The 18,521-nt window shown below is 63.1% G+C and carries 15 protein-coding genes and 3 pseudogenes; 6 read left to right on the top strand and 12 right to left on the bottom strand.

The annotated features are described in order from the left end of the window. Window positions 1-144: 144 nt before the first annotated feature. Window positions 145-644, bottom strand: a pseudogene (locus VA602_RS25565) (putative PEP-binding protein); the annotation flags it as partial. Between the two features lie 42 nt (window positions 645-686). Then, window positions 687-788: pseudogene (locus VA602_RS25560) on the bottom strand (alpha-amylase family glycosyl hydrolase); the annotation flags it as partial. Window positions 789-790: 2 nt separating this feature from the next. Between VA602_RS25560 and VA602_RS25555 the strand changes: the two are divergent. Both VA602_RS25555 and VA602_RS25550 read left to right on the top strand, forming a co-directional pair. After that, window positions 791-874 (top strand): annotated as a pseudogene (locus VA602_RS25555) (trehalose operon repressor); the annotation flags it as partial. 70 nt (window positions 875-944) lie between these two features. After that, window positions 945-2,375, top strand: a complete 1,431-nt coding sequence (locus tag VA602_RS25550) for a ComEC/Rec2 family competence protein (RefSeq protein WP_323454663.1) — start codon at window positions 945-947, stop codon at window positions 2,373-2,375. Between the two features lie 110 nt (window positions 2,376-2,485). Here the strand turns inward: VA602_RS25550 and guaA are convergent, their stop codons facing one another. The 4 genes from guaA to VA602_RS25530 form a co-directional block, all read right to left on the bottom strand. Beyond that, window positions 2,486-4,063 carry a glutamine-hydrolyzing GMP synthase gene (gene guaA, locus VA602_RS25545; RefSeq protein WP_063543246.1) on the bottom strand — a complete coding sequence of 526 codons (1,578 nt, stop codon included), beginning with the start codon at window positions 4,061-4,063 and terminating at the stop codon, window positions 2,486-2,488. A 78-nt stretch (window positions 4,064-4,141) separates the two neighbouring features. Continuing rightward, a complete protein-coding gene (gene guaB, locus VA602_RS25540; RefSeq protein WP_054895167.1) occupies window positions 4,142-5,611 on the bottom strand; it encodes an IMP dehydrogenase in 1,470 nt (489 codons plus the stop codon). Between the two features lie 101 nt (window positions 5,612-5,712). Beyond that, on the bottom strand, window positions 5,713-6,264 hold the full coding sequence (locus VA602_RS25535; protein WP_054895166.1) for a hypothetical protein: 552 nt from the start codon (window positions 6,262-6,264) through the stop codon (window positions 5,713-5,715). 50 nt (window positions 6,265-6,314) lie between these two features. Continuing rightward, window positions 6,315-7,070: a sulfite exporter TauE/SafE family protein gene (locus tag VA602_RS25530; RefSeq protein WP_063543244.1), complete on the bottom strand. Its 756-nt coding sequence runs from the start codon at window positions 7,068-7,070 to the stop codon at window positions 6,315-6,317. Window positions 7,071-7,176: 106 nt separating this feature from the next. Between VA602_RS25530 and xseA the strand changes: the two genes are divergently transcribed. The 3 genes from xseA to leuA all read left to right on the top strand — a co-directional run bounded on the left by xseA (window position 7,177) and on the right by leuA (window position 11,447). After that, window positions 7,177-8,556 carry an exodeoxyribonuclease VII large subunit gene (gene xseA / locus VA602_RS25525; protein ID WP_323454662.1) on the top strand — a complete coding sequence of 460 codons (1,380 nt, stop codon included), beginning with the start codon at window positions 7,177-7,179 and terminating at the stop codon, window positions 8,554-8,556. A 3-nt stretch (window positions 8,557-8,559) separates the two neighbouring features. Further along, on the top strand, window positions 8,560-9,387 hold the full coding sequence (locus VA602_RS25520) for a peptidoglycan DD-metalloendopeptidase family protein (RefSeq protein ID WP_323454661.1): 828 nt from the start codon (window positions 8,560-8,562) through the stop codon (window positions 9,385-9,387). Between the two features lie 386 nt (window positions 9,388-9,773). Further along, window positions 9,774-11,447: a 2-isopropylmalate synthase gene (gene leuA, locus VA602_RS25515; RefSeq protein ID WP_065863212.1), complete on the top strand. Its 1,674-nt coding sequence runs from the start codon at window positions 9,774-9,776 to the stop codon at window positions 11,445-11,447. A gap of 146 nt (window positions 11,448-11,593) precedes the next feature. Here the strand turns inward: leuA and VA602_RS25510 are convergent, their stop codons facing one another. Genes VA602_RS25510 through zwf form a run of 3 tightly spaced genes read right to left on the bottom strand, consistent with a single transcriptional unit; the run spans window position 11,594 to window position 14,455 of the window. Further along, the gene (locus VA602_RS25510) at window positions 11,594-12,268 is read right to left on the bottom strand and encodes a bifunctional 4-hydroxy-2-oxoglutarate aldolase/2-dehydro-3-deoxy-phosphogluconate aldolase (protein ID WP_054895162.1); all 675 of its coding nucleotides are present in this window, start codon (window positions 12,266-12,268) and stop codon (window positions 11,594-11,596) included. A gap of 17 nt (window positions 12,269-12,285) precedes the next feature. Then, window positions 12,286-12,999, bottom strand: a complete 714-nt coding sequence (pgl, locus tag VA602_RS25505; RefSeq protein WP_063543239.1) for a 6-phosphogluconolactonase — start codon at window positions 12,997-12,999, stop codon at window positions 12,286-12,288. Continuing rightward, window positions 12,986-14,455 (bottom strand): glucose-6-phosphate dehydrogenase, encoded by a 1,470-nt coding sequence (gene zwf / locus VA602_RS25500; RefSeq protein WP_054895160.1) that lies wholly within the window; start codon window positions 14,453-14,455, stop codon window positions 12,986-12,988. The genes pgl and zwf overlap by 14 nt, the downstream gene beginning before the upstream one ends. A gap of 210 nt (window positions 14,456-14,665) precedes the next feature. Between zwf and hexR the strand changes: the two genes are divergently transcribed. Beyond that, window positions 14,666-15,520 carry a DNA-binding transcriptional regulator HexR gene (gene hexR / locus VA602_RS25495; protein ID WP_200604055.1) on the top strand — a complete coding sequence of 285 codons (855 nt, stop codon included), beginning with the start codon at window positions 14,666-14,668 and terminating at the stop codon, window positions 15,518-15,520. Between the two features lies 1 nt (window position 15,521). Here the strand turns inward: hexR and VA602_RS25490 are convergent, their stop codons facing one another. From VA602_RS25490 to VA602_RS25480, 3 genes are all read right to left on the bottom strand, one after another. Next, window positions 15,522-16,376, bottom strand: a complete 855-nt coding sequence (locus VA602_RS25490; RefSeq protein WP_323454660.1) for a D-hexose-6-phosphate mutarotase — start codon at window positions 16,374-16,376, stop codon at window positions 15,522-15,524. Window positions 16,377-16,493: 117 nt separating this feature from the next. Continuing rightward, complete coding sequence (locus VA602_RS25485) at window positions 16,494-17,837, bottom strand: carbohydrate porin (RefSeq protein ID WP_054895157.1); 1,344 nt, start codon at window positions 17,835-17,837, stop codon at window positions 16,494-16,496. A 41-nt stretch (window positions 17,838-17,878) separates the two neighbouring features. After that, on the bottom strand, window positions 17,879-18,521 hold a 643-nt coding region (locus VA602_RS25480), incomplete at its 5' end, for an ABC transporter ATP-binding protein (RefSeq protein WP_323454659.1).

The following is an 18,521-nucleotide window of genomic DNA, read 5'->3' as shown; positions in this document are numbered from 1 at the left end:
CACCAGCACCATGACCCCGGGGACCCCGGCCGCCTTCAGCGCGCCCTCGTCCAGCCGCGCCGGGTCCAACAACTGCACGCGCACGCGGGTCAACGCGACGCGCTGCTGCGACTGGAGATTCCCCGCCCCACCCAATGCCGCCAGCACCTCGGGCACCAGTTCACCGACCGCCGCCGGCGCGGACTCCTCGGCAATCAGGTCCGGCGTCAGCGCGCCGCACACCCCGATCCACTTGCCATGGGCGTGAGCAGCCTTGACCGTGGTGGCGATCAGGCGCAGCACCGCCGGATGGAAGCTGTCGGCCTGGCCGGCCAGGCGCGGATGGTCGCGGTCCATGGCCAGGGTGTACTGGGTCAGGTCATTGGTGCCGATGGAGAAGAAGTCCACCTCCGGCGCAAACACATCGGCCATCAGCGCCGCTGACGGCACCTCGATCATGATCCCCAGCTTGGGCAAGCTTGCCAGGCCGAGGGCATTGGCTTCCTCCTGCAGGATCTTGCGTGCCTGGCGCAGCTCCGAGAGCAGGCTGACCATCGGCAGCATGATGTGCAGGCGAGCAGGCCTGCACTGGCGAGGATGGCGCGAAACTGCTCGCGCAACAGTTGCGGGCGCTCCAGGCACAGGCGGATACCGCGCAGGCCGAAGATGTTCAGCGTCTCGACATCGCGGTACTGGTCGATGTGCTAGAAACCCGGATTGCTCATGCCCATCTCTTCACCCTGGTAGATGAAGGGCGTGCCTTGAAGAAAGTGCAGCGCGTTGGCGAGCATCTTCGCCGACACCACGCGAGGTGAGTAACCAGACGTTCCTGCAGGATGGGCGACAGTTCGAATATACCGAGTCGCGGCATACGCTGAACAAGTTCTACTTTTAGGATATTGCGCGGCCATAGGCCATCATGGCTGAATGGGTCTTGCCAACCCCTGATCGCCGAGAGAAATGGAATGCCTCGTCAAACCAAGGATGCATCTGAAGCGACTCATTTCGCATTGCTGGACGATATCGTCGACATCCTTGTCGGCGGAAAGCTCAGACCGCATGCCATATTGGACTGCATCACTCGTAAAGCTGCCGAGGATCTCAAAGATACGACTTGGCGGAACCTGAATGGTGAGCAACGTGAGGCGCTCAACCGCTCAACGTTATTGAGTGTGCCCCTGGATGAACTTTGCCGCGCACACCCCAGGCTCACGCCAGAGAGTGGCTGGTTGAGCTTCCACATGGCGCCAGCTGAACAGGGCAGCGATGCGGAAAACACCGTCACTGCCTCGTACGTCAGCCTGAGCGGGACGAATGAAGAGAATCAACTGCCTCGCTTCACACTGAGCAACATCAAGCCAACACCCCATCCGTTCCGGAAACTGGCCTTTCTGACAGACCTGCAGGCCAGAAAGCAGGAAATCCTCGACGTGCTCGAAAACTCTTGCGACGAGGGTCTGAATAGCTCGCGCGATGTCGTCGTCTACGATATTGGCCAGGGGAGTGCTACGGCACTCGTGGACTGGCGGGGACGCCCTGTCATCTTTTTCGACCTTGGCTGGCCAACCTCTTTCAATGCACGCACTAGGCCCGCCCATCCTCCGGCTTTGTTCGACCCGGAGAAATGCCCGATCTGCCGCGAGACTTCCAGGCCTCCTGCCCCAGTCATCTTGTCTCACTGGGATTTTGACCACTGGGCCTATGCGATCGAGAACGACAGGTACGACTACACAAGAAACGCCGCCAAAATGCGGTTCAAACCAGAGGCCATCGATCGTCCCTGGATTCTGCCAAAGCCGCCACGAATCGGTAACACCAAAGGCTTGGGCCCCACCCACATGCGCCTGTTGACCGAGTTGCCGCAACGTCTGCTATGGCCAACCAGACTCCATAGCATCAAGTTCTCCGCCGGCACCGTGACCAGGACCGACTCCCGGATAGATCCCTGCAACCGAAATAACCAAGGGTTGGCTTGGTTCGTGGGTACCTCAAGTAACGCTGAAACGCTGCTGCTGCCTGGCGATGCCTCGTACGATCACCTCCGCCTCCCTGCTGGTGGAGCCAACATCACCCACTTATTGGCCTCGCATCATGGCGGAATCGCCAATGGTATTGCGACCCACCTGACCGGGGCTGGCACCTATCGAAAACTGGTGATATCTGTTGGAGACAACAACTCTCACGATCACCCCAACACCACGATCCTTGCAGCCTATAGTCATGCAGGCTGGCCTAGCCCCCTGCTCACCCAAACTAGGCTTCCTGTAAGGGGTAGCGTCTTTCATAACGGGTCAGTACTGATGAATCTCCCGCACTCTCCACCACCACATTTCGCGAGGCGATGCCGATGCATTTGCACCTGCGTCCGCGCGGCTAACCTGGTGCCGACTCAGTAATGAGAAAGGTTTGTGCAGCAACGCATCCGGTGATTACCCAGCGAAGATAAAAAAATGGGGGCTGATAAACAGCCCCCATTTTTCAAATTACACCGCGTTACGCTGAACGATCATTCCCACTCGATCGTCGCCGGCGGCTTGCTCGACACGTCGTAGGTCACCCGCGAGATGCCTTCGATCTCGTTGATGATACGACCGCTCACAGTCTCCAGCAGCTCGTACGGCAGGTGCGCCCAGCGTGCGGTCATGAAGTCCACGGTCTCGACGGCGCGCAGCGCGACGACCCAGGCGTAGCGACGGCCATCGCCGACCACGCCGACCGATTTGACCGGCTGGAACACCACGAACGCCTGGCTGGTCTTGTGGTACCAGTCGGCCTTGCGCAGTTCTTCGATGAAGATGTGGTCGGCACGACGCAGGAGGTCGGCGTACTCTTTCTTCACTTCGCCGAGGATGCGCACGCCCAGGCCTGGGCCCGGGAATGGGTGGCGGTAGACCATGTCGTACGGCAGGCCCAGTTCCAGGCCGATCTTGCGCACTTCGTCCTTGAACAGTTCACGCAGCGGCTCGACCAGCTTGAGGTTCATTTCCTCCGGCAGGCCACCGACGTTGTGGTGCGACTTGATCACGTGGGCCTTGCCGCTCTTGGCGCCAGCCGACTCGATCACGTCCGGGTAGATGGTGCCTTGGGCGAGGAACTGGATGTTCTCGAGCTTGCTGGCTTCGGCATCGAACACGTCGATGAAGGTGCGGCCGATGATCTTGCGCTTCTTCTCCGGGTCCGCTTCGCCTTCCAGGTTGCCCAGGAACTGCGCTTCGGCATCGGCACGGATCACCTTGACGCCCATGTTCTCCTTGAACATGGCCATCACCTGGTCGCCTTCGTGCAGACGCAGCAGGCCGTTGTCGACGAATACGCAGGTCAGCTGATCGCCGATGGCGCGGTGCAGCAGCGCGGCAACTACCGAGCTGTCGACGCCGCCGGACAGGCCCAGCAGGACGTTGGCCGAACCGACTTGCTCACGCACCTGGGCGATGGCGTCTTCGACGATGTTAGACGGGGTCCACAGGGCTTCGCAGCCGCAAATGTCCTGGATGAAGCGCGAGAGGATGCGACCGCCCTGCTTGGTGTGGGTCACTTCCGGGTGGAACTGCACGCCGTAGTAGCCGCGAGCATCGTCGAACATGCCGGCGATCGGGCAGCTCGGGGTGCTGGCCAGCACGTGGAAGTCGCCCGGCATCTGGGTGACCTTGTCGCCGTGGCTCATCCACACGTCCAGGCCCAGCACGCCGTCAGCGTCGATATGATCTTCGATGCCGTCGAGCAGGCGGCTCTTGCCGACCACGTCGACGCGGGCGTAGCCGAACTCGCGCAGCTCGGAACCTTCGACCTTGCCGCCCAGTTGCTCGGCCATGGTCTGCATGCCGTAGCAGATGCCCAGCAGCGGTACGTTCAGGTCGAACACGGCCTGCGGCGCACGCGGGCTGTTGGCTTCGTGGACCGACTCGGGGCCACCGGCCAGGATGATGCCGCGCGGGTTGAAGGCGCGGATCGCTTCATCGTCCATGTCGAACGGGTGCAGTTCGCAGTAGACGCCGATCTCGCGCACGCGGCGGGCGATCAGCTGGGTGTACTGGGAACCGAAATCGAGGATCAGGATTCGGTGAGCGTGAATGTCGAGGGCCATGACTCAATCTCGTCAGTGGAAATCGGAAACGACGCGGGGCTGTTCGTGACAGCCCCGCTCTCGGTTGTTGCTGAAGCCTCAGCCTACGCGGTAGTTAGGGGCTTCCTTGGTGATCTGCACGTCGTGCACGTGGGACTCGGCCATGCCGGCACCGGTGATACGCACGAACTCCGGCTTGGTGCGCATCTCTTCGATGGTCGCGCTGCCGGTGTAGCCCATGGAGGAGCGCAGCCCGCCCATCAGCTGGTGGATGATCGCGGCCAGGGCACCCTTGTAAGGGACGCGGCCTTCGATACCTTCCGGAACCAGCTTCTCGGCACCGGCCGAGGAGTCCTGGAAGTAGCGGTCCGAAGAACCCTGCGCCTGTGCCATGGCACCCAGCGAACCCATGCCGCGGTAAGCCTTGTACGAACGGCCCTGGAACAGCTCGACTTCACCCGGGGCTTCTTCGGTACCGGCGAACATCGAGCCCATCATCACGCACGAGGCGCCGGCAACGATGGCCTTGGACAGGTCACCGGAGAAACGGATACCACCGTCGGCGATCAGTGGCACACCCGTGCCTTCCAATGCTGCGGCGACGTTGGCGATGGCGCTGATCTGCGGCACGCCGACACCGGCGACGATACGGGTGGTGCAGATCGAGCCTGGGCCGATGCCGACCTTGACAGCATCGGCGCCAGCCTCGGCCAGGGCCTTGGCGGCGGCACCGGTAGCGATGTTGCCGCCGATCACCTGCACCTGCGGGTAGTTCTCCTTGACCCAGCGAACGCGGTCGATCACGCCTTTGGAGTGGCCGTGGGCGGTGTCGACCACCACCACGTCAACACCAGCGGCAACCAGGGCTGCTACGCGCTCGCCGGTGTCCTTGCCGGTGCCGACTGCAGCGCCGACGCGCAGGCGACCCTGGTCGTCCTTGCTGGCCAGTGGGTAGGCCTTGGCTTTTTCGATGTCCTTGACGGTCATCATGCCTTTGAGCGCGAACTTGTCGTCGACGATCAGGACTTTTTCCAGGCGGTGCTTGTGCAGCAGCTCGCGGACTTCGTTCTTGTCGGCGCCTTCACGGACGGTGACCAGACGCTCCTTGGGAGTCATCACGTCGCGTACCTTGGCTTCCAGACGCGTCTCGAAACGCACGTCGCGGGAGGTGACGATACCGACCAGGTCACCGTTTTCCAGCACCGGAACACCCGAGATGTTGTTCAGGCGGGTCAGGTCGAACAGGTCGCGCACGGTGGCGTCGGCATCGATGGTGATCGGATCCTTGACCACGCCAGCCTCGAACTTCTTGACCTTGCGTACTTCGCCGGCCTGCTGTTCGATGGTCATGTTCTTGTGGATGATGCCGATGCCGCCTTCCTGAGCCATGGCGATGGCCAGGCGTGCTTCGGTCACGGTATCCATGGCAGCGGAGACCAGTGGAATGTTCAGCTCGATGCCACGGGTCAAACGGGTCTTGAGACTGACTTCATTAGGCAGTACCTCGGAGTAACCAGGTACAAGGAGGATATCGTCGAAGGTCAGGGCTTCTTGGCTGATACGCAGCATCGCGGGGGCTCCCGGGCGGGAAAAATGGAAGCGCGCCATTATACTCATCCATGGCGCGCCGCTCAATGCAAAAAAGGGGCCTTCGGTCCAGTTCCTGCCGCTCAGGCCACCTTCACCTGCACCACGGCGACCGGCTGATCCAGCCAGTCGGCGAAACTGTCGAGAAACGCCTGGGTAAACCCGGCCTCGCCCCAGTTGTTGAAGATGAACCCCAGGTTGGAAAAGGCACAGGGTTGCAGATAAAGAAAGCCGTTGATGTCGTCCTCGAAGCCGCACAGGGGGCAGGTGAAGTTGTCACTGACGCCGGGCATCCACTCTTCCAGGCTTTCGAACAGCGGCTCGCCGACCTCACGCCGACACTCAGGGCACCCCGCTTCCTCGCGAAAACCGTCGGTGGGGGTATAGATGCAGCGCTTGAGCATCACCTCCAGGCCGTTGACCGGCTCGCCGAAGGGCAGTTTCTCGGGATGCAGCGCCACCTTGCGCGCGCCTTGGGCCAGGGCATGCCCCATGCGGTTGCCGGTGCGCCCGCAGGTGCTCAGTTGCTCCTCGACGATCTTCTCGCGCACCAGCCAGCGCAGGATCGCCCTGGCACGGGCCTCGTGAACCGGAACAGTGGACTGCTTGGGGACGATGATGCTCTGGGTGTTCATGAACGGGACGGGCCTGAAAACTGCGGTAATCGCGTAATTCTACGCCCTGCTCAGCCGCTCAGGTAGCGACCGATCAGCGCCACCCCGCTGGCCAGCACCAGCCAGGTGACCAGCCGCACGAAGGCTTCGCGGGACAGTTTCAGGCTCAGGCGCCTGCCGACCCAGAGCCCTGCGAACATCACCGGCAGCAGGCAGGCAGCCAGCATCAACAGGCTGGCGTCGGCATAGACCCCGGCGATCAGGAACAGCGACAGGCGCACCAGGGTGCTGCAACTGATCAGCGCGCTCTGGGTAGCGCGTACCTGCTCCTTCACCTCCAGCCGGGCGCTCAAGTAGATCGCATAGAGGAAGCCACCGCTGCCGAACAGTGCCCCGAACAGCCCGCCAATCGTGCCCATCGGCACCGCCCACAGCCCGGACAGCTTCGCGGGCCGCACCTTCACCGCCAGGCTGTAGATAGCATAGGCGGTAACGAACAGGCCCATCAGCAACAACAGCAGGTCGGATTTCAGGTGCAGCAGGAACACCACGCCCAAGGTACAACCCACTGCCATGCACGGCAGCAAACGCAGCAGTTCGCCGCGAACCACATCGCGGCGCGAGGGCAGCAGGTTGCCGAAGGCGGCGACGAAGTCCAGCAGCACCAGCAGGGGGATGATCCGCGACAACGGCATGAAGTGGATCAGTACCGGGCCGGCCACCAAGGCGGTACCGAAGCCGGCGATGCCGAAGACGATGTAGGCGGCGGCGACGGCCAGCAGGATGGGGAGCCATTCCAATGGGGTAGCGGGGAGAAGTTCGAGCATCGTGCCGAGTCCTGAGGTAGTCCTTTGGGGGTGGGCTGGAAATACACTGGAGCTTACAGGATTTGACCTTGATAACCCCCCCACCCTGCCCCTTATCATGCCCGGCATGATCAGAGACCCTTTCGAACGACTCGGCCTGGACCGCGAGGTCCTCACCGTCAGCCAGCTCAACGGCCGCGCCCGTGTGCTGCTCGAAGACGTGTTCCGCAGTGTCTGGGTGGAAGGCGAGATATCCAACCTCGCCCGCCCGGCCTCCGGCCACCTGTACTTCACCCTCAAGGACAGCGGCGCCCAGATCCGCTGCGCATTGTTCCGGCAGAACGCTGTCAGGGTCCGCCAGGCCCTGCGTGACGGCCTGGCGGTCAAGGTGCGCGGCAAGGTCTCGCTGTTCGAGGGGCGCGGTGATTACCAGTTGATCGTCGATACCGTCGAGCCCGCCGGTGATGGCGCCTTGCGCCTGGCCTTCGAAGCCTTGAAGGAAAAGCTCGGCAACGAAGGGCTGTTCAGTGCCGAACGCAAGCAGCCGCTGCCGGCTCACCCGCGACGCATCGGCATCGTAACCTCGCCCACCGGCGCGGTGATCCGCGACATCATCAGTGTATTCCGCCGCCGTGCACCGCAAGTCGAACTCAACCTGATCCCCACGGCAGTACAGGGGCGCGAAGCCATTGGCCAGATCGTGCGGGCCTTGCAGCGGGCCGACAGCCTCGGCTTCGATGCACTGATCCTGGCCCGTGGCGGCGGCTCGCTGGAAGACCTCTGGTGCTTCAACGAAGAAGCCGTCGCACGTGCCATCGCCGCCTGCGTGACACCCGTCGTCAGTGCGGTGGGCCATGAGACCGACGTGTCGATCAGCGACTTCGTGGCCGACGTGCGCGCACCGACGCCTTCGGCGGCCGCCGAACTGCTCGCGCCTGACAACAGCGGCCTGCAGCAGCGTCTCGACAGCCTGCAACGCCGCCTGCTGCTGCGCATGCAGCACCGCCTGAGCCACGATCGCCTGCGCCTGGAAGGACTGGCCCGTCGCCTGCGTCACCCCGGTGAACGCCTGCGCCAGCAGGCCCAACGCCTGGATGAGCTGGACATGCGCTTGCGCCGCGCCTTCATGCTCGACATGAGCCAGCGCCAGCAACGCCTGAGCCGCCTCGACATGCGTCTGGCCGCGCAGCATCCCGGGCGCGCCCTCAAGCTGCTCGGACAGCGCCTGGACAGCCTCGCCGAGCGCTTGCCGCGGGCCATGCGCGAAACGCTCAAGGACCGTCGCCAGCGCTTCCAGGCGCAATTGCAGACGCTGCAAGTGGTCAGCCCACTGGCCACCCTGGCCCGCGGCTACAGCATCCTGCTCGACGAGCGCGGCCAGGCCATCCGCAGCGCCGCCCAGACCCGCAACGGCCAGCGCCTGACCGCACGCCTGAACGAAGGCGAACTGCAGGTCCGGGTCGAAGACAACCACCAGACTCCGGTCACCCTCTCCCTACTGGACTGACACATGCCCCGCCTGCTTGCCCCCCTGCTCGCACTCTGCGCCCTGCTGCTGGCCGCCACGGCCCAGGCCAGCTACATCACCCGCACCCTCAACAAGCCGGTCCCCGGCGGCGTGGCGGTGGTCGATCTCGGCCCTGCCGCCAGTGCACCGAGCGCGCGCTTCGACGGCAAGCCGGTGCTGGTGGTCAAGGAACAGGACACCTGGCTGGCCATCGTCGGTATTCCGCTGACGCAGAAACCCGGCGCAGCCACCCTCAGCCAAGGTTCTCGCACCCTGTCCTTCAACGTGGGCAGCAAGAAATACCCGGAGCAGCACATCACCCTTAAGAACAAGCGCCAGGTCAATCCCGAGCCGGATGACCTCAAGCGCATCGACCGCGAGCTGGCCGAACAGGTCAAGGCCTACCGCAGCTTCAGCCCGGGCGTGCCGAGCAACCTGATCCTCGACAAGCCGGTCAACGGCCCACTGTCGAGCAAGTTCGGCGTGCGCCGCTTCTTCAATGGCGAAGAGCGCAACCCCCACGCCGGGCTGGACTTCGCCGTACCCGCCGGCACCCCGATCAAGACCCCGGCCAACGGCAAGGTGATCCTGGTTGGCGACTACTTCTTCAATGGCCGCACGGTGTTCGTCGACCATGGCCAGGGTTTCATCAGCATGTTCTGCCACATGTCCAAGGTCGATGTGCGACCGGGGCAGGTGCTGCGCCGCGGCGACGTGGTCGGCAAGGTCGGCTCCACGGGCCGGGCCACCGGGCCGCACATGCACTGGAACGTCAGCCTGAACGATGCTCGAGTGGACCCGGCGATCTTCATCGGGGCGTTCCAGCCCTGAGATCGGTGACAAGCCCGCTCACACCGGGGATTTCCTGTGGGAGCGGGCTTGTCCCGCGATAGCCGCGCCGCAGTCGCACCACCTTGCGCAGCAGCAAACCTCGGCACAATAAAAAATCAATAAAAACCAAGCTGCAGCCATAAAATCTCACTCAAATGCTTTTTTTAAGCATTCCTCTCAATTTTTTTTGAACACTTGCCATCCCCCACTTCCACTGGTTAGGGTTGAGGGCATGAAAACCTCGATCACCCTCATTCTGCTCCGCCAACACCGCAGCCTTTGCCTGGTCAGTGCACGACTACCTGGGTGAACCGCGTCGCCTCGCCTCTTCATCTCGTTATCGCTTGGCAGGCCCGATCAGGCCGCACATTAAAGGATTGCTCCAAATGTCCATGCTCAAAGACCCGTCGAAGAAATACCGCGCCTTCCCGACCATCGACCTGCCAGACCGTACCTGGCCATCGAAGGCCATCACCCAGGCACCAATCTGGTGCAGCTCCGACCTGCGTGACGGGAACCAGTCGCTGATCGAGCCGATGGACGCAGAGAAGAAGCTGCGTTTCTGGAAAACCCTGGTGCAGGTTGGCGTGAAAGAGATCGAGGCGTCGTTCCCGTCTGCCTCGCAGACTGACTTCGACTTCGTGCGTACCCTGATCGAAGATGGCCACATCCCCGACGACACCACCATCCAGGTACTGACCCAGGCCCGTGAAGACCTGATCGCCCGGACCTTCGAGTCCCTGCGCGGCGCGAAGAAAGCCATCGTGCACCTGTACAACGCCACCTGCCCGGCGTTCCGCCGCATCGTCTTCAACCAGGACAAGCAAGGCGTGAAGGACATCGCGGTGAACGCCGCCAAGCTGTTCGTCAAGTACGCCGCCCAGCAGCCCGAAACGCACTGGACCTTCCAGTACTCGCCAGAAACCTTCAGCGCCACCGAGCTTGAGTTCGCCAAGGAAGTGTGCGACGCGGTGATCGAGGTGTGGAACCCGACCCCTGAGCACAAGATCATCCTCAACCTGCCGGCCACCGTGGAAGTCGCCACGCCAAACGTCTACGCCGACCAGATCGAATGGTTCTGCCGCAACGTCAGCCGCCGCGACAGCGTGATCATCAGCCTGCACACCCACAACGACCGTGGCACCGGCATCGCCGCCACCGAGCTGGGCCTGATGGCGGGTGCCGACCGCGCCGAAGGCTGCCTGTTCGGCAACGGTGAGCGTACCGGCAACGTCGACCTGGTCACGCTCGCGCTGAACCTCTACACCCAGGGTATCGACCCGCAACTGGACTTCTCCGACATCGACGGCGTGCGCAAGGTCGTCGAAGAGTGCAACCAGCTGCCGGTGCACCCACGCCATCCGTACGTTGGTGACCTGGTGCATACCGCTTTCTCCGGCTCGCACCAGGACGCCATCCGCAAGGGCTTCGCCAAGCAGCAGGACGGCGAGCTGTGGGAAGTGCCGTACCTGCCGATCGACCCGGCCGACATCGGCCGCAGCTACGAGGCGGTCATCCGCGTCAACAGCCAGTCCGGCAAGGGCGGTATCACCTACCTGCTCGAACAGGAATACGGCATCAGCCTGCCGCGCCGCATGCAGATCGAGTTCAGCCAGGTGGTTCAGGGCGAGACCGACCGTCTCGGCCTGGAAATGACTGCCCAGCAGATCTACAGCCTGTTGCACAAAGAGTATCTGCAGGCCAACGCCCCTTACGCCCTGGTCAGCCATCGTCTGCAGGAAGAGAACGGCAGCAGTGCCGTGGAAGTGGAAGTCGCCGGCGAAGGCGAAACCACCCTGCACTGGCGCGGCAAGGGCAACGGTGCCCTCGAAGCCCTGGTAGCTGGCCTGCCGATCGCGGTCGAGATCATGGACTACAACGAGCACGCCATCGGTGCAGGTACCAATGCCAAGGCCGCAGCCTACATCGAACTGCGTGTGGCCGGCGGTCGTCCGGTGCATGGCGTGGGTATCGATGAGAACATCACCACCGCAAGCTTCAAGGCACTGTTCAGTGCATTGAACCGCTCGCTGAGCCAGCAGGCTGCCAAGGCGGCGTAACCGCACGCGCAGCACACAGAGCCCGCATCGGTTGATGCGGGCTTTTTCATTTCATGGCGGGCCATGATGGAGGCAAAACCTGCACATAAAAAAAGGGGCGCCGACCAAGCGCCCCACAAGCCGTACAGCACACAACGAAATTCGTATCAGTCCAGCAGTGCCATCGCCTCGGCACTGCAGGCTTCGATCCGCGCCCAGTCACCGTTCTTGATCCAGCTGCTATCCAGCATCCAGGTCCCGCCCACGCACATCACATTCGGCAACGCCATGTAGTTGCGCGCGTTGGCCGGATTCACCCCGCCGGTGGGGCAGAAGCGGATATCGCCGAACGGGCCGCCGTAGGCCTTGATCGCTGCCACGCCGCCAACGATCTCGGCAGGGAACAGTTTGAAGCGACGATAGCCAAGTGCGTAGCCCGCCATGATTTCCGACGGCGTGCTGATTCCCGGCAGCAGCGGAATATCACTCTGCACACCGGCTTCGAGCACCTCGCGGGTAATTCCCGGCGTCACCACGAATTGCGCACCCGCCGCTTCCACGGCCGCGAACATCGCAGGATCGAGCACGGTACCGGCACCGATGCACAGCTCAGGACGCTGCTCACGCAGCACCTGGATGGCCTTGAGGCCGTGCTGCGAACGCAGGGTCACCTCCAGGGTACGGATGCCACCGGCTGCCAGGGCGTCGGCCAGCGGCAGGATGTCTTCCTCGCGGGCGATGGTGATCACCGGCAGGATGCGCGCCTTGCCGCAGATCTCATCGATCCGGGCGGCTTTCTCGGCCATCGAGAGCAAAGGTTGTGGGCGTTCAAGCGTGGTCATGACAGTGGATCCTTGGCTCATGGGCACCAGTAGATGTCCAGGGGGTCGTGAAGAAAGGCGCGAATGGGCATTTGCGTGAGGTCGTCGCCAGCCAGAGCGGCGCGCAGGGTAGCGAGTTTGCCTGGCCCCTGCACGGACAGAGCGATGAAAGCAGCGCTCGACAGCAGCGCACGGGTCATCGACAAGCGCTGGTGTGGCACGCTCGGTGCCAGCAATGGCAGGCAGCGGCGCGCGCTCTTCGGATCGAGGCCCTCGGCCAGGTTCGGGCTGGCCGGGAACAGCGATGCGGTGTGGCCATCGTCGCCCATGCCCAACACCAGCACGTCGATCGGCGGCAGGTCGGCAAGCACCTGGTCGGCCTGTTGGGCCGCGGCGTCGAGGTTGTCGGCGCGCTGGTACAGGCCCATGAACCGCGCCTTGGCCGCCTCACCCTTGAGCAAGTGCCGGGCCAGCAGCCCAGCATTGCTGTCGGCATGCTCGACCGGCACCCAGCGCTCGTCGGCCAGCGACACGGTCACCTTCGACCAGTCGAGTTTTTCCAGGGCCAGTTGCTCAAGGAACGGTACCGGGCTACGCCCGCCAGACAGCACCACGCAGGCCTGGCCCTTGCTGGCGATGGCGGCGCGCAGGCGCTCGGCCACGTCACTGGCCAGCGTCGCGGCCAGGCGCTTGGCGTCTGTCAGCGCGTGAACCTTCACGGTCGCCGGCAATTGCAGTTCAGATATCGCCATACCAGGCTCTCCCATCGCGTGTGATCAGTGCAATCGAGCTCATCGGGCCCCAGGACCCGGCCGCATACGGCTTGGGCGCGTCACCGGCGTTCTTCCAGCCGGCGATCAACTGGTCGCACCAGGTCCAGGCGTACTCGATCTCGTCCTTGCGCACGAACAGGTTCTGGTTGCCACGCATCACTTCGAGCAGCAAACGCTCGTAGGCATCCGGAATCCGCGCGCTGCGCCAGGTGTCGGAAAAATTCAGTTGCAGAGGGCCGCTGCGCAGTTGCATGCCCTTGTCCAGCCCCTGCTCCTTGGTCATCACCCGCAGCGAGATACCTTCGTCGGGCTGCAGACGGATGATCAGCTTGTTGCCGATCTGCAAACGCTGCTCCGGCGCGAAGATGTAGTGCGGCGTCTCCTTGAAGTGGATGACGATCTGCGACAGCTTCTGCGGCATGCGCTTGCCGGTACGCAGATAGAACGGCACGCCCGACCAGCGCCAGTTGCGGATGTCGGCGCGCAGGGCGACGAAGGTTTCGGTGTCGCTCTGGGCGTTGGCGTTCTCTTCTTCCAGGTAGCCCGGCACCGGGGTGCCGTCGCTGTAGCCGGCGATGTACTGGCCGCGCACCACACGGGTGCTCAGCCCCTCACCGGTGATCGGTGCCAGCGCCTTGAGCACCTTGACCTTCTCGTCGCGGATGCTGTCGGCCGACAGATCGCTGGGCGGGTCCATGGCGATCAGGCACAACAGCTGCAACAAGTGGTTCTGGATCATGTCGCGCAACTGGCCAGCCTTGTCGAAGTAGCCCCAGCGGCCTTCGATACCGACTTTCTCGGCAACGGTGATCTCCACGTGGGAGATGGAGTTCTGGTTCCACTGGGTTTCGAACAGGCTGTTGGCAAAGCGCAAGGCAATGAGGTTCTGGACCGTTTCCTTGCCCAGGTAGTGGTCGATGCGATAGACCCGGCTTTCGGGGAAGAAGCGCGCTACGGCGTCATTGACCCGACGTGACGACTCCAAGTCGTGCCCGATAGGTTTTTCCAGCACGACGCGGGTGCGCGATGCCAGGCCGGCCTTGTCGAGGTTTTCGCAGATGGCCCCGTAGACCGCCGCCGCAGTGGCGAAATAGGCGATCAGTGGCTGCCCTTCACCGGCCTGCTCGGCCAGGGCCTGGTAGCCTTCGGGCTGGACGAAGTCCAGGTGCAGGTAGTTCAGGCGGTCGAGAAACCGTTGCAGGGCCTGGGGTTCGATATCGGCCGCCGGCACGAAGCGGCGCAGCTGGGCTTCGATGTTCGCCAGGTGCTGCTCGGGAGTACCGGCTTCGCGGGCCAGGGCCAGCAGCCGGGTATCCGAATGCAGCAGGCCGGCGCGGTCCAGTTCGTAGAGGGCAGGAAACAGCTTGCGCAACGCCAGGTCGCCAAGGGCGCCAAAGAGGGCGAATGTGCAAGGTTCTACACTGATAGCAACCATGATGTTGGTTCTTTTATTAAAGTTGGCCTAGAAATACCGTTTTCGATGACAATTTTCAAGCGCGATGTAGTAAAAATAACAACATCTCGTACAGCGATTACAGACAAGTGGTATGACAATCCCACCATCAGTACGATAGACAACCGTGCAAAAAGCCGACTGTTCCCTCAGCCGGCCGTCTTTCCGACCCAAGGACATCCCATGGACCGTGTGCGAAACCTCCTGGAACAGATCCAGGGACGCCTCGACGAGCTGAACAAGGCCGAACGCAAAGTCGCCGAAGTCATCCTCCTCAACCCGCAACAAGCCACCCGTTTCAGCATTGCCGCCCTGGCCCAGGCGGCCAAGGTCAGCGAACCGACCGTCAACCGCTTCTGCCGCTCGTTCGGCGTCAGCGGCTACCCCGAACTCAAGCTGCAACTGGCGCAGAGCCTGGCCAGTGGCGCCGCCTACGTGAGCCGCGCAGTGGAAGCCGACGACGATCCGGCGGCCTATACCCAGAAGATCTTCGCCAGCGCCATCGCTTCGCTCGACAGCGCCTGCCAGCAGATCGACCCGCAGCAGGTCAGCCGCGCCGTGGACATGATGATCCAGGCCCGGCAGATCCACTTCTTCGGCCTGGGCGCCTCGGCCCCGGTGGCCATGGACGCCCAGCACAAGTTCTTCCGCTTCAACCTAGCGGTGTCGGCGCATCCCGACGTGCTGATGCAGCGCATGCTGGCGTCGGTCGCGCACACCGGTGACCTGTTCGTGATCATTTCCTACACCGGGCGCACCCGCGAACTGGTCGAAGTGGCGAAGCAGGCCAGGGAAAACGGCGCCTCGGTGCTGGGTATCACGGCCGCCGGCTCGCCACTGGCCAAGGCTTGCAGCATGAGCCTGCACCTGCCGTTGCCGGAGGACACCGACATCTACATGCCGATGACCTCGCGCATCATCCAGTTGACGGTGCTCGATGTACTGGCGACCGGCATGACCCTGCGCCGCGGCTCGGATTTCCAGCCACACCTGCGCAAGATCAAGGAAAGCCTCAACGCCAGCCGCTACCCTGCCGAAGACAGCTGACTCAGCTGAGCCGATGCGCCTGCAGCCGCAACTGCGCGCGCTGCCCAGGCGCCAGGCTCAGGCCCTCGCCGCTGCCACTGGCAGCCTCGACGCAGACGAAGCCCTGGCTCTCGCGCCCGCTCACTCCCATCAATGGGCGATTACCCGGGTGCCAGACCACCGTGTCGTCGCTGTCGCTGGTGTCGATGCACAGGTCACGCCCCCAGGCCGAGTCATGCAACTGCACTTTCGGTGTACCGGGGTAGACCTTCTGGCACCCCCCGTTGAGCGTGAGCACGCCGTCTTCACGGCAGGCCTGGCGGTTGAGGCGGTCGTAGCCGTCGATATCCTCAAGGCCTGACAAGGCAATCTGCGACACGTCGCTGATGCGCCAGAACGCGAGCAATGCGTGGCTCAGCTGGCAGGGCTCGCTGTCCTGGTGCTCGGTGCACAGGCGCAGTTCCATGCTCGAGCCCAGCCGGGCGTGCAAGTCGACCTGCCAGTCGCACAGGTCCAGGCGCCACTTGAGCGTGACGCCCTCCTCGTCCTCGCGGCTGTCGAGCAGCTTCCAGTCCAGCAAGCGCCCCCAGCCGTGGGCCGGCCACAGGTCCTCGCTGGGATGACGGCCATACCAGGGCCAGCACACCGGCACGCCGCCACGGATCGCACCGACCTGTGGCCATTGCTCGGCGCACCACAACCAGGGTTTCTCGCCGCTCGGCTGAAAGTGCAGCAACTGTGCGCCCTGGCGGCTGAACACCGCCTGGCAGCGCGGGTGATCGATGATCAGGACATCGCGCTGCTGGTAACGCTCCCACTCGAAAACCGGCCGTGGCCGCTGCGAAGTGAAAAAGCGATGGAGCGGATGTTCAGACATGTTCGGAAAGCTCTTGTTGTTTGAGATAGCGCTGTCTTTACCCAAGCCCGAGATCCACTGAAGAACAGTGGATCTCGGGGGATGGGGATGGATGGCGTAAATTTACAACAATTTTTCTCAGAATGACGACTGAATCTTCAAGCCTGCGACCAACGCGTTGTCGACATCGTCCACACCGCCAGGGCTCTTGATGTACTGCAGGTTCGGCCGCACGGTCAGCCAGTTGGTGACGTGGAAGCCGTAGTACAGCTCGGCGTTGTACTCGGTGCGCTGCAGCGGTACGAAGCCAGGGTTGTCGTAGTCATTGATACCGCTCTGGGCGTTGAGCAGTTCGGCGCGCTTCTTCACGTCGTCATTGACGTGAATGCGGGCGATGCCGAAGCCGATATCATCCTTGGGCCGTGCATCGAAGGCGCCCTTGTAGACCATGCCCACCTGCTGGTAATTGTCGACCACGTTGGTCGCCTTGTCGTGCACGGTGAAGTTGGCGAACAGGCTCAGGCCGCGGTTGGCATCGCCGTTGTGCGCGGTGACCTGCTGCTGGGCCACGACCCACCAGCCATGTTTGCTCGAGTGCGACTTGAAGGCTTGGCCAGTCAACGCCTGCGGGTTGCCGTTGATGTCGTCGTAGACGTCGTCGGCCTTGGCGGTGCTGTAGTAATAGCCCAGGCGGTATTCGCCCGGCAGGCCGTTGACCTTCGGCGACCAGACCATCTCCACCGGCAGGATCGCGCCCTTGGTCCCGCTGCCACTGAGCTTGAAGCCGTTGCCGGTCTCGAGGTTGGACGGGTTCTGCTCGTAGGCACCGACCTGGACGAAGAACTCCGGCGTGATGTTGTACTTCACCCGCAGCGCCCACTGGCTGACCGGCCAGTTGTACCAGATACCACCCACCCAGTTACCCACCTGCGAACCGCAGAACGCCAGGTTCTGGAAGTCGCAAGGGAAGCTGTTGAAATCCTCGCCTTCACCGAAGCGGCCGACCTTCACGTCCAGCGCGCCGTCGAAGTACTTCTGCTTGACCCACATCTGCGTCAGGCGCCAGGTCTGGCCGCGGCCCCAGACTTCCTGCACCGAGCTGAACTGCCCGGCGCGCGGGTCGCTGATGCGGTCGTTGGACAGGTTGCGACCGCTACGCTCGGTGATCGCCAGCTTGAACTCCGCATCGTGCCAGCCGAGGATCTTCTGCAGGTCCAGGTGCGCGCCGAGGGCGAACTGGTCGCTGTAGCGCGCGGTCTTGTCGTTGTTGTAGCCACCGTGCAGGTTACCGGCCACTTCACCGACGTAGTCGAGGGTGAAGTCATAGCCTTTTTCCAACAGCTCGGTGCGAGCCCCACCCCAGTCGCCAGTCATCCATTTCGACTCGCTGGAGAAAGCCTCGGCAGCATGCGCGCCATTGCTGCCAACGAGGGCGAGCAGGGTCAGCGAGCCTAGTGCCTTGATACGCTTGCGATGGTCCATCCCTTGTTTCCTCTTTTCTTGTTATCGATGGTTTGCTTGCTTCAACGTCCCTTGATACGTGTCACGTTGTCCTTGGCTGGAGCGTCCGCTGCCGGCAGGTCCAGGCGCTCGCCGCTGCTCGCGTCGAACAGCAGGACCCGCGCCGGATCGAACTGCAGGTTGAGGCTGTCGCCGACATTGCAGGCGACGTCCGGCGCCAACCGGCAGCAGACCTTGGTCTGGTTGAGGGTGACGAACACCAGCAGGTCCGGCCCGGTAGGTTCCAGGACCTGCACTTCTGCACGCACCGCCGGCAAGCCGTTGCCTTCGGCGCTACCGAGTGCGATCTGCTCAGGGCGCACGCCGAGGATCACTTCGCGGCCGTCCAGCGCTTCGCTGGCAGCGCCCAGGGGCAGTTCGCAGCGGGCCTGGCCGCTGTCGAGCAGGGCGAACAGGCGCCCGTCCTGCTTGCTGATGCGCACCGGGATGAAGTTCATCGGTGGCGAGCCGATGAAGCTGGCGACGAACAGGTTGGCCGGATCGTTGTAGATCTGCTGGGGCGTACCGAACTGCTGGATGATGCCGTCCTTCATCACCGCGACCTTGTCACCCAGGGTCATGGCCTCGATCTGGTCGTGGGTCACGTACACCGTGGTGGTTTTCAGGCGCTGGTGCATCAGTTTCATTTCGGTGCGCATCTCGACC

Source organism: Pseudomonas machongensis (genome assembly GCF_034961125.1).
In the GTDB taxonomy this organism is placed as follows: domain Bacteria; phylum Pseudomonadota; class Gammaproteobacteria; order Pseudomonadales; family Pseudomonadaceae; genus Aquipseudomonas; species Aquipseudomonas machongensis.
Note: the sequence above shows the minus strand (reverse complement) of the source record. Positions and strands in the feature narration are given on the sequence as shown.

Coding starts and splice junctions, on each gene's coding strand:
- VA602_RS25550 (WP_323454663.1), top strand. CDS start 945: ATGCCTCGTCAAACCAAGGATGCATCTGAAGCGACTCATTTCGCATTG.
- guaA (WP_063543246.1), bottom strand. CDS start 4,063: ATGGCCCTCGACATTCACGCTCACCGAATCCTGATCCTCGATTTCGGT.
- guaB (WP_054895167.1), bottom strand. CDS start 5,611: ATGCTGCGTATCAGCCAAGAAGCCCTGACCTTCGACGATATCCTCCTT.
- VA602_RS25535 (WP_054895166.1), bottom strand. CDS start 6,264: ATGAACACCCAGAGCATCATCGTCCCCAAGCAGTCCACTGTTCCGGTT.
- VA602_RS25530 (WP_063543244.1), bottom strand. CDS start 7,070: ATGCTCGAACTTCTCCCCGCTACCCCATTGGAATGGCTCCCCATCCTG.
- xseA (WP_323454662.1), top strand. CDS start 7,177: ATGATCAGAGACCCTTTCGAACGACTCGGCCTGGACCGCGAGGTCCTC.
- VA602_RS25520 (WP_323454661.1), top strand. CDS start 8,560: ATGCCCCGCCTGCTTGCCCCCCTGCTCGCACTCTGCGCCCTGCTGCTG.
- leuA (WP_065863212.1), top strand. CDS start 9,774: ATGTCCATGCTCAAAGACCCGTCGAAGAAATACCGCGCCTTCCCGACC.
- VA602_RS25510 (WP_054895162.1), bottom strand. CDS start 12,268: ATGACCACGCTTGAACGCCCACAACCTTTGCTCTCGATGGCCGAGAAA.
- pgl (WP_063543239.1), bottom strand. CDS start 12,999: ATGGCGATATCTGAACTGCAATTGCCGGCGACCGTGAAGGTTCACGCG.
- zwf (WP_054895160.1), bottom strand. CDS start 14,455: ATGGTTGCTATCAGTGTAGAACCTTGCACATTCGCCCTCTTTGGCGCC.
- VA602_RS25490 (WP_323454660.1), bottom strand. CDS start 16,376: ATGTCTGAACATCCGCTCCATCGCTTTTTCACTTCGCAGCGGCCACGG.
- VA602_RS25485 (WP_054895157.1), bottom strand. CDS start 17,837: ATGGACCATCGCAAGCGTATCAAGGCACTAGGCTCGCTGACCCTGCTC.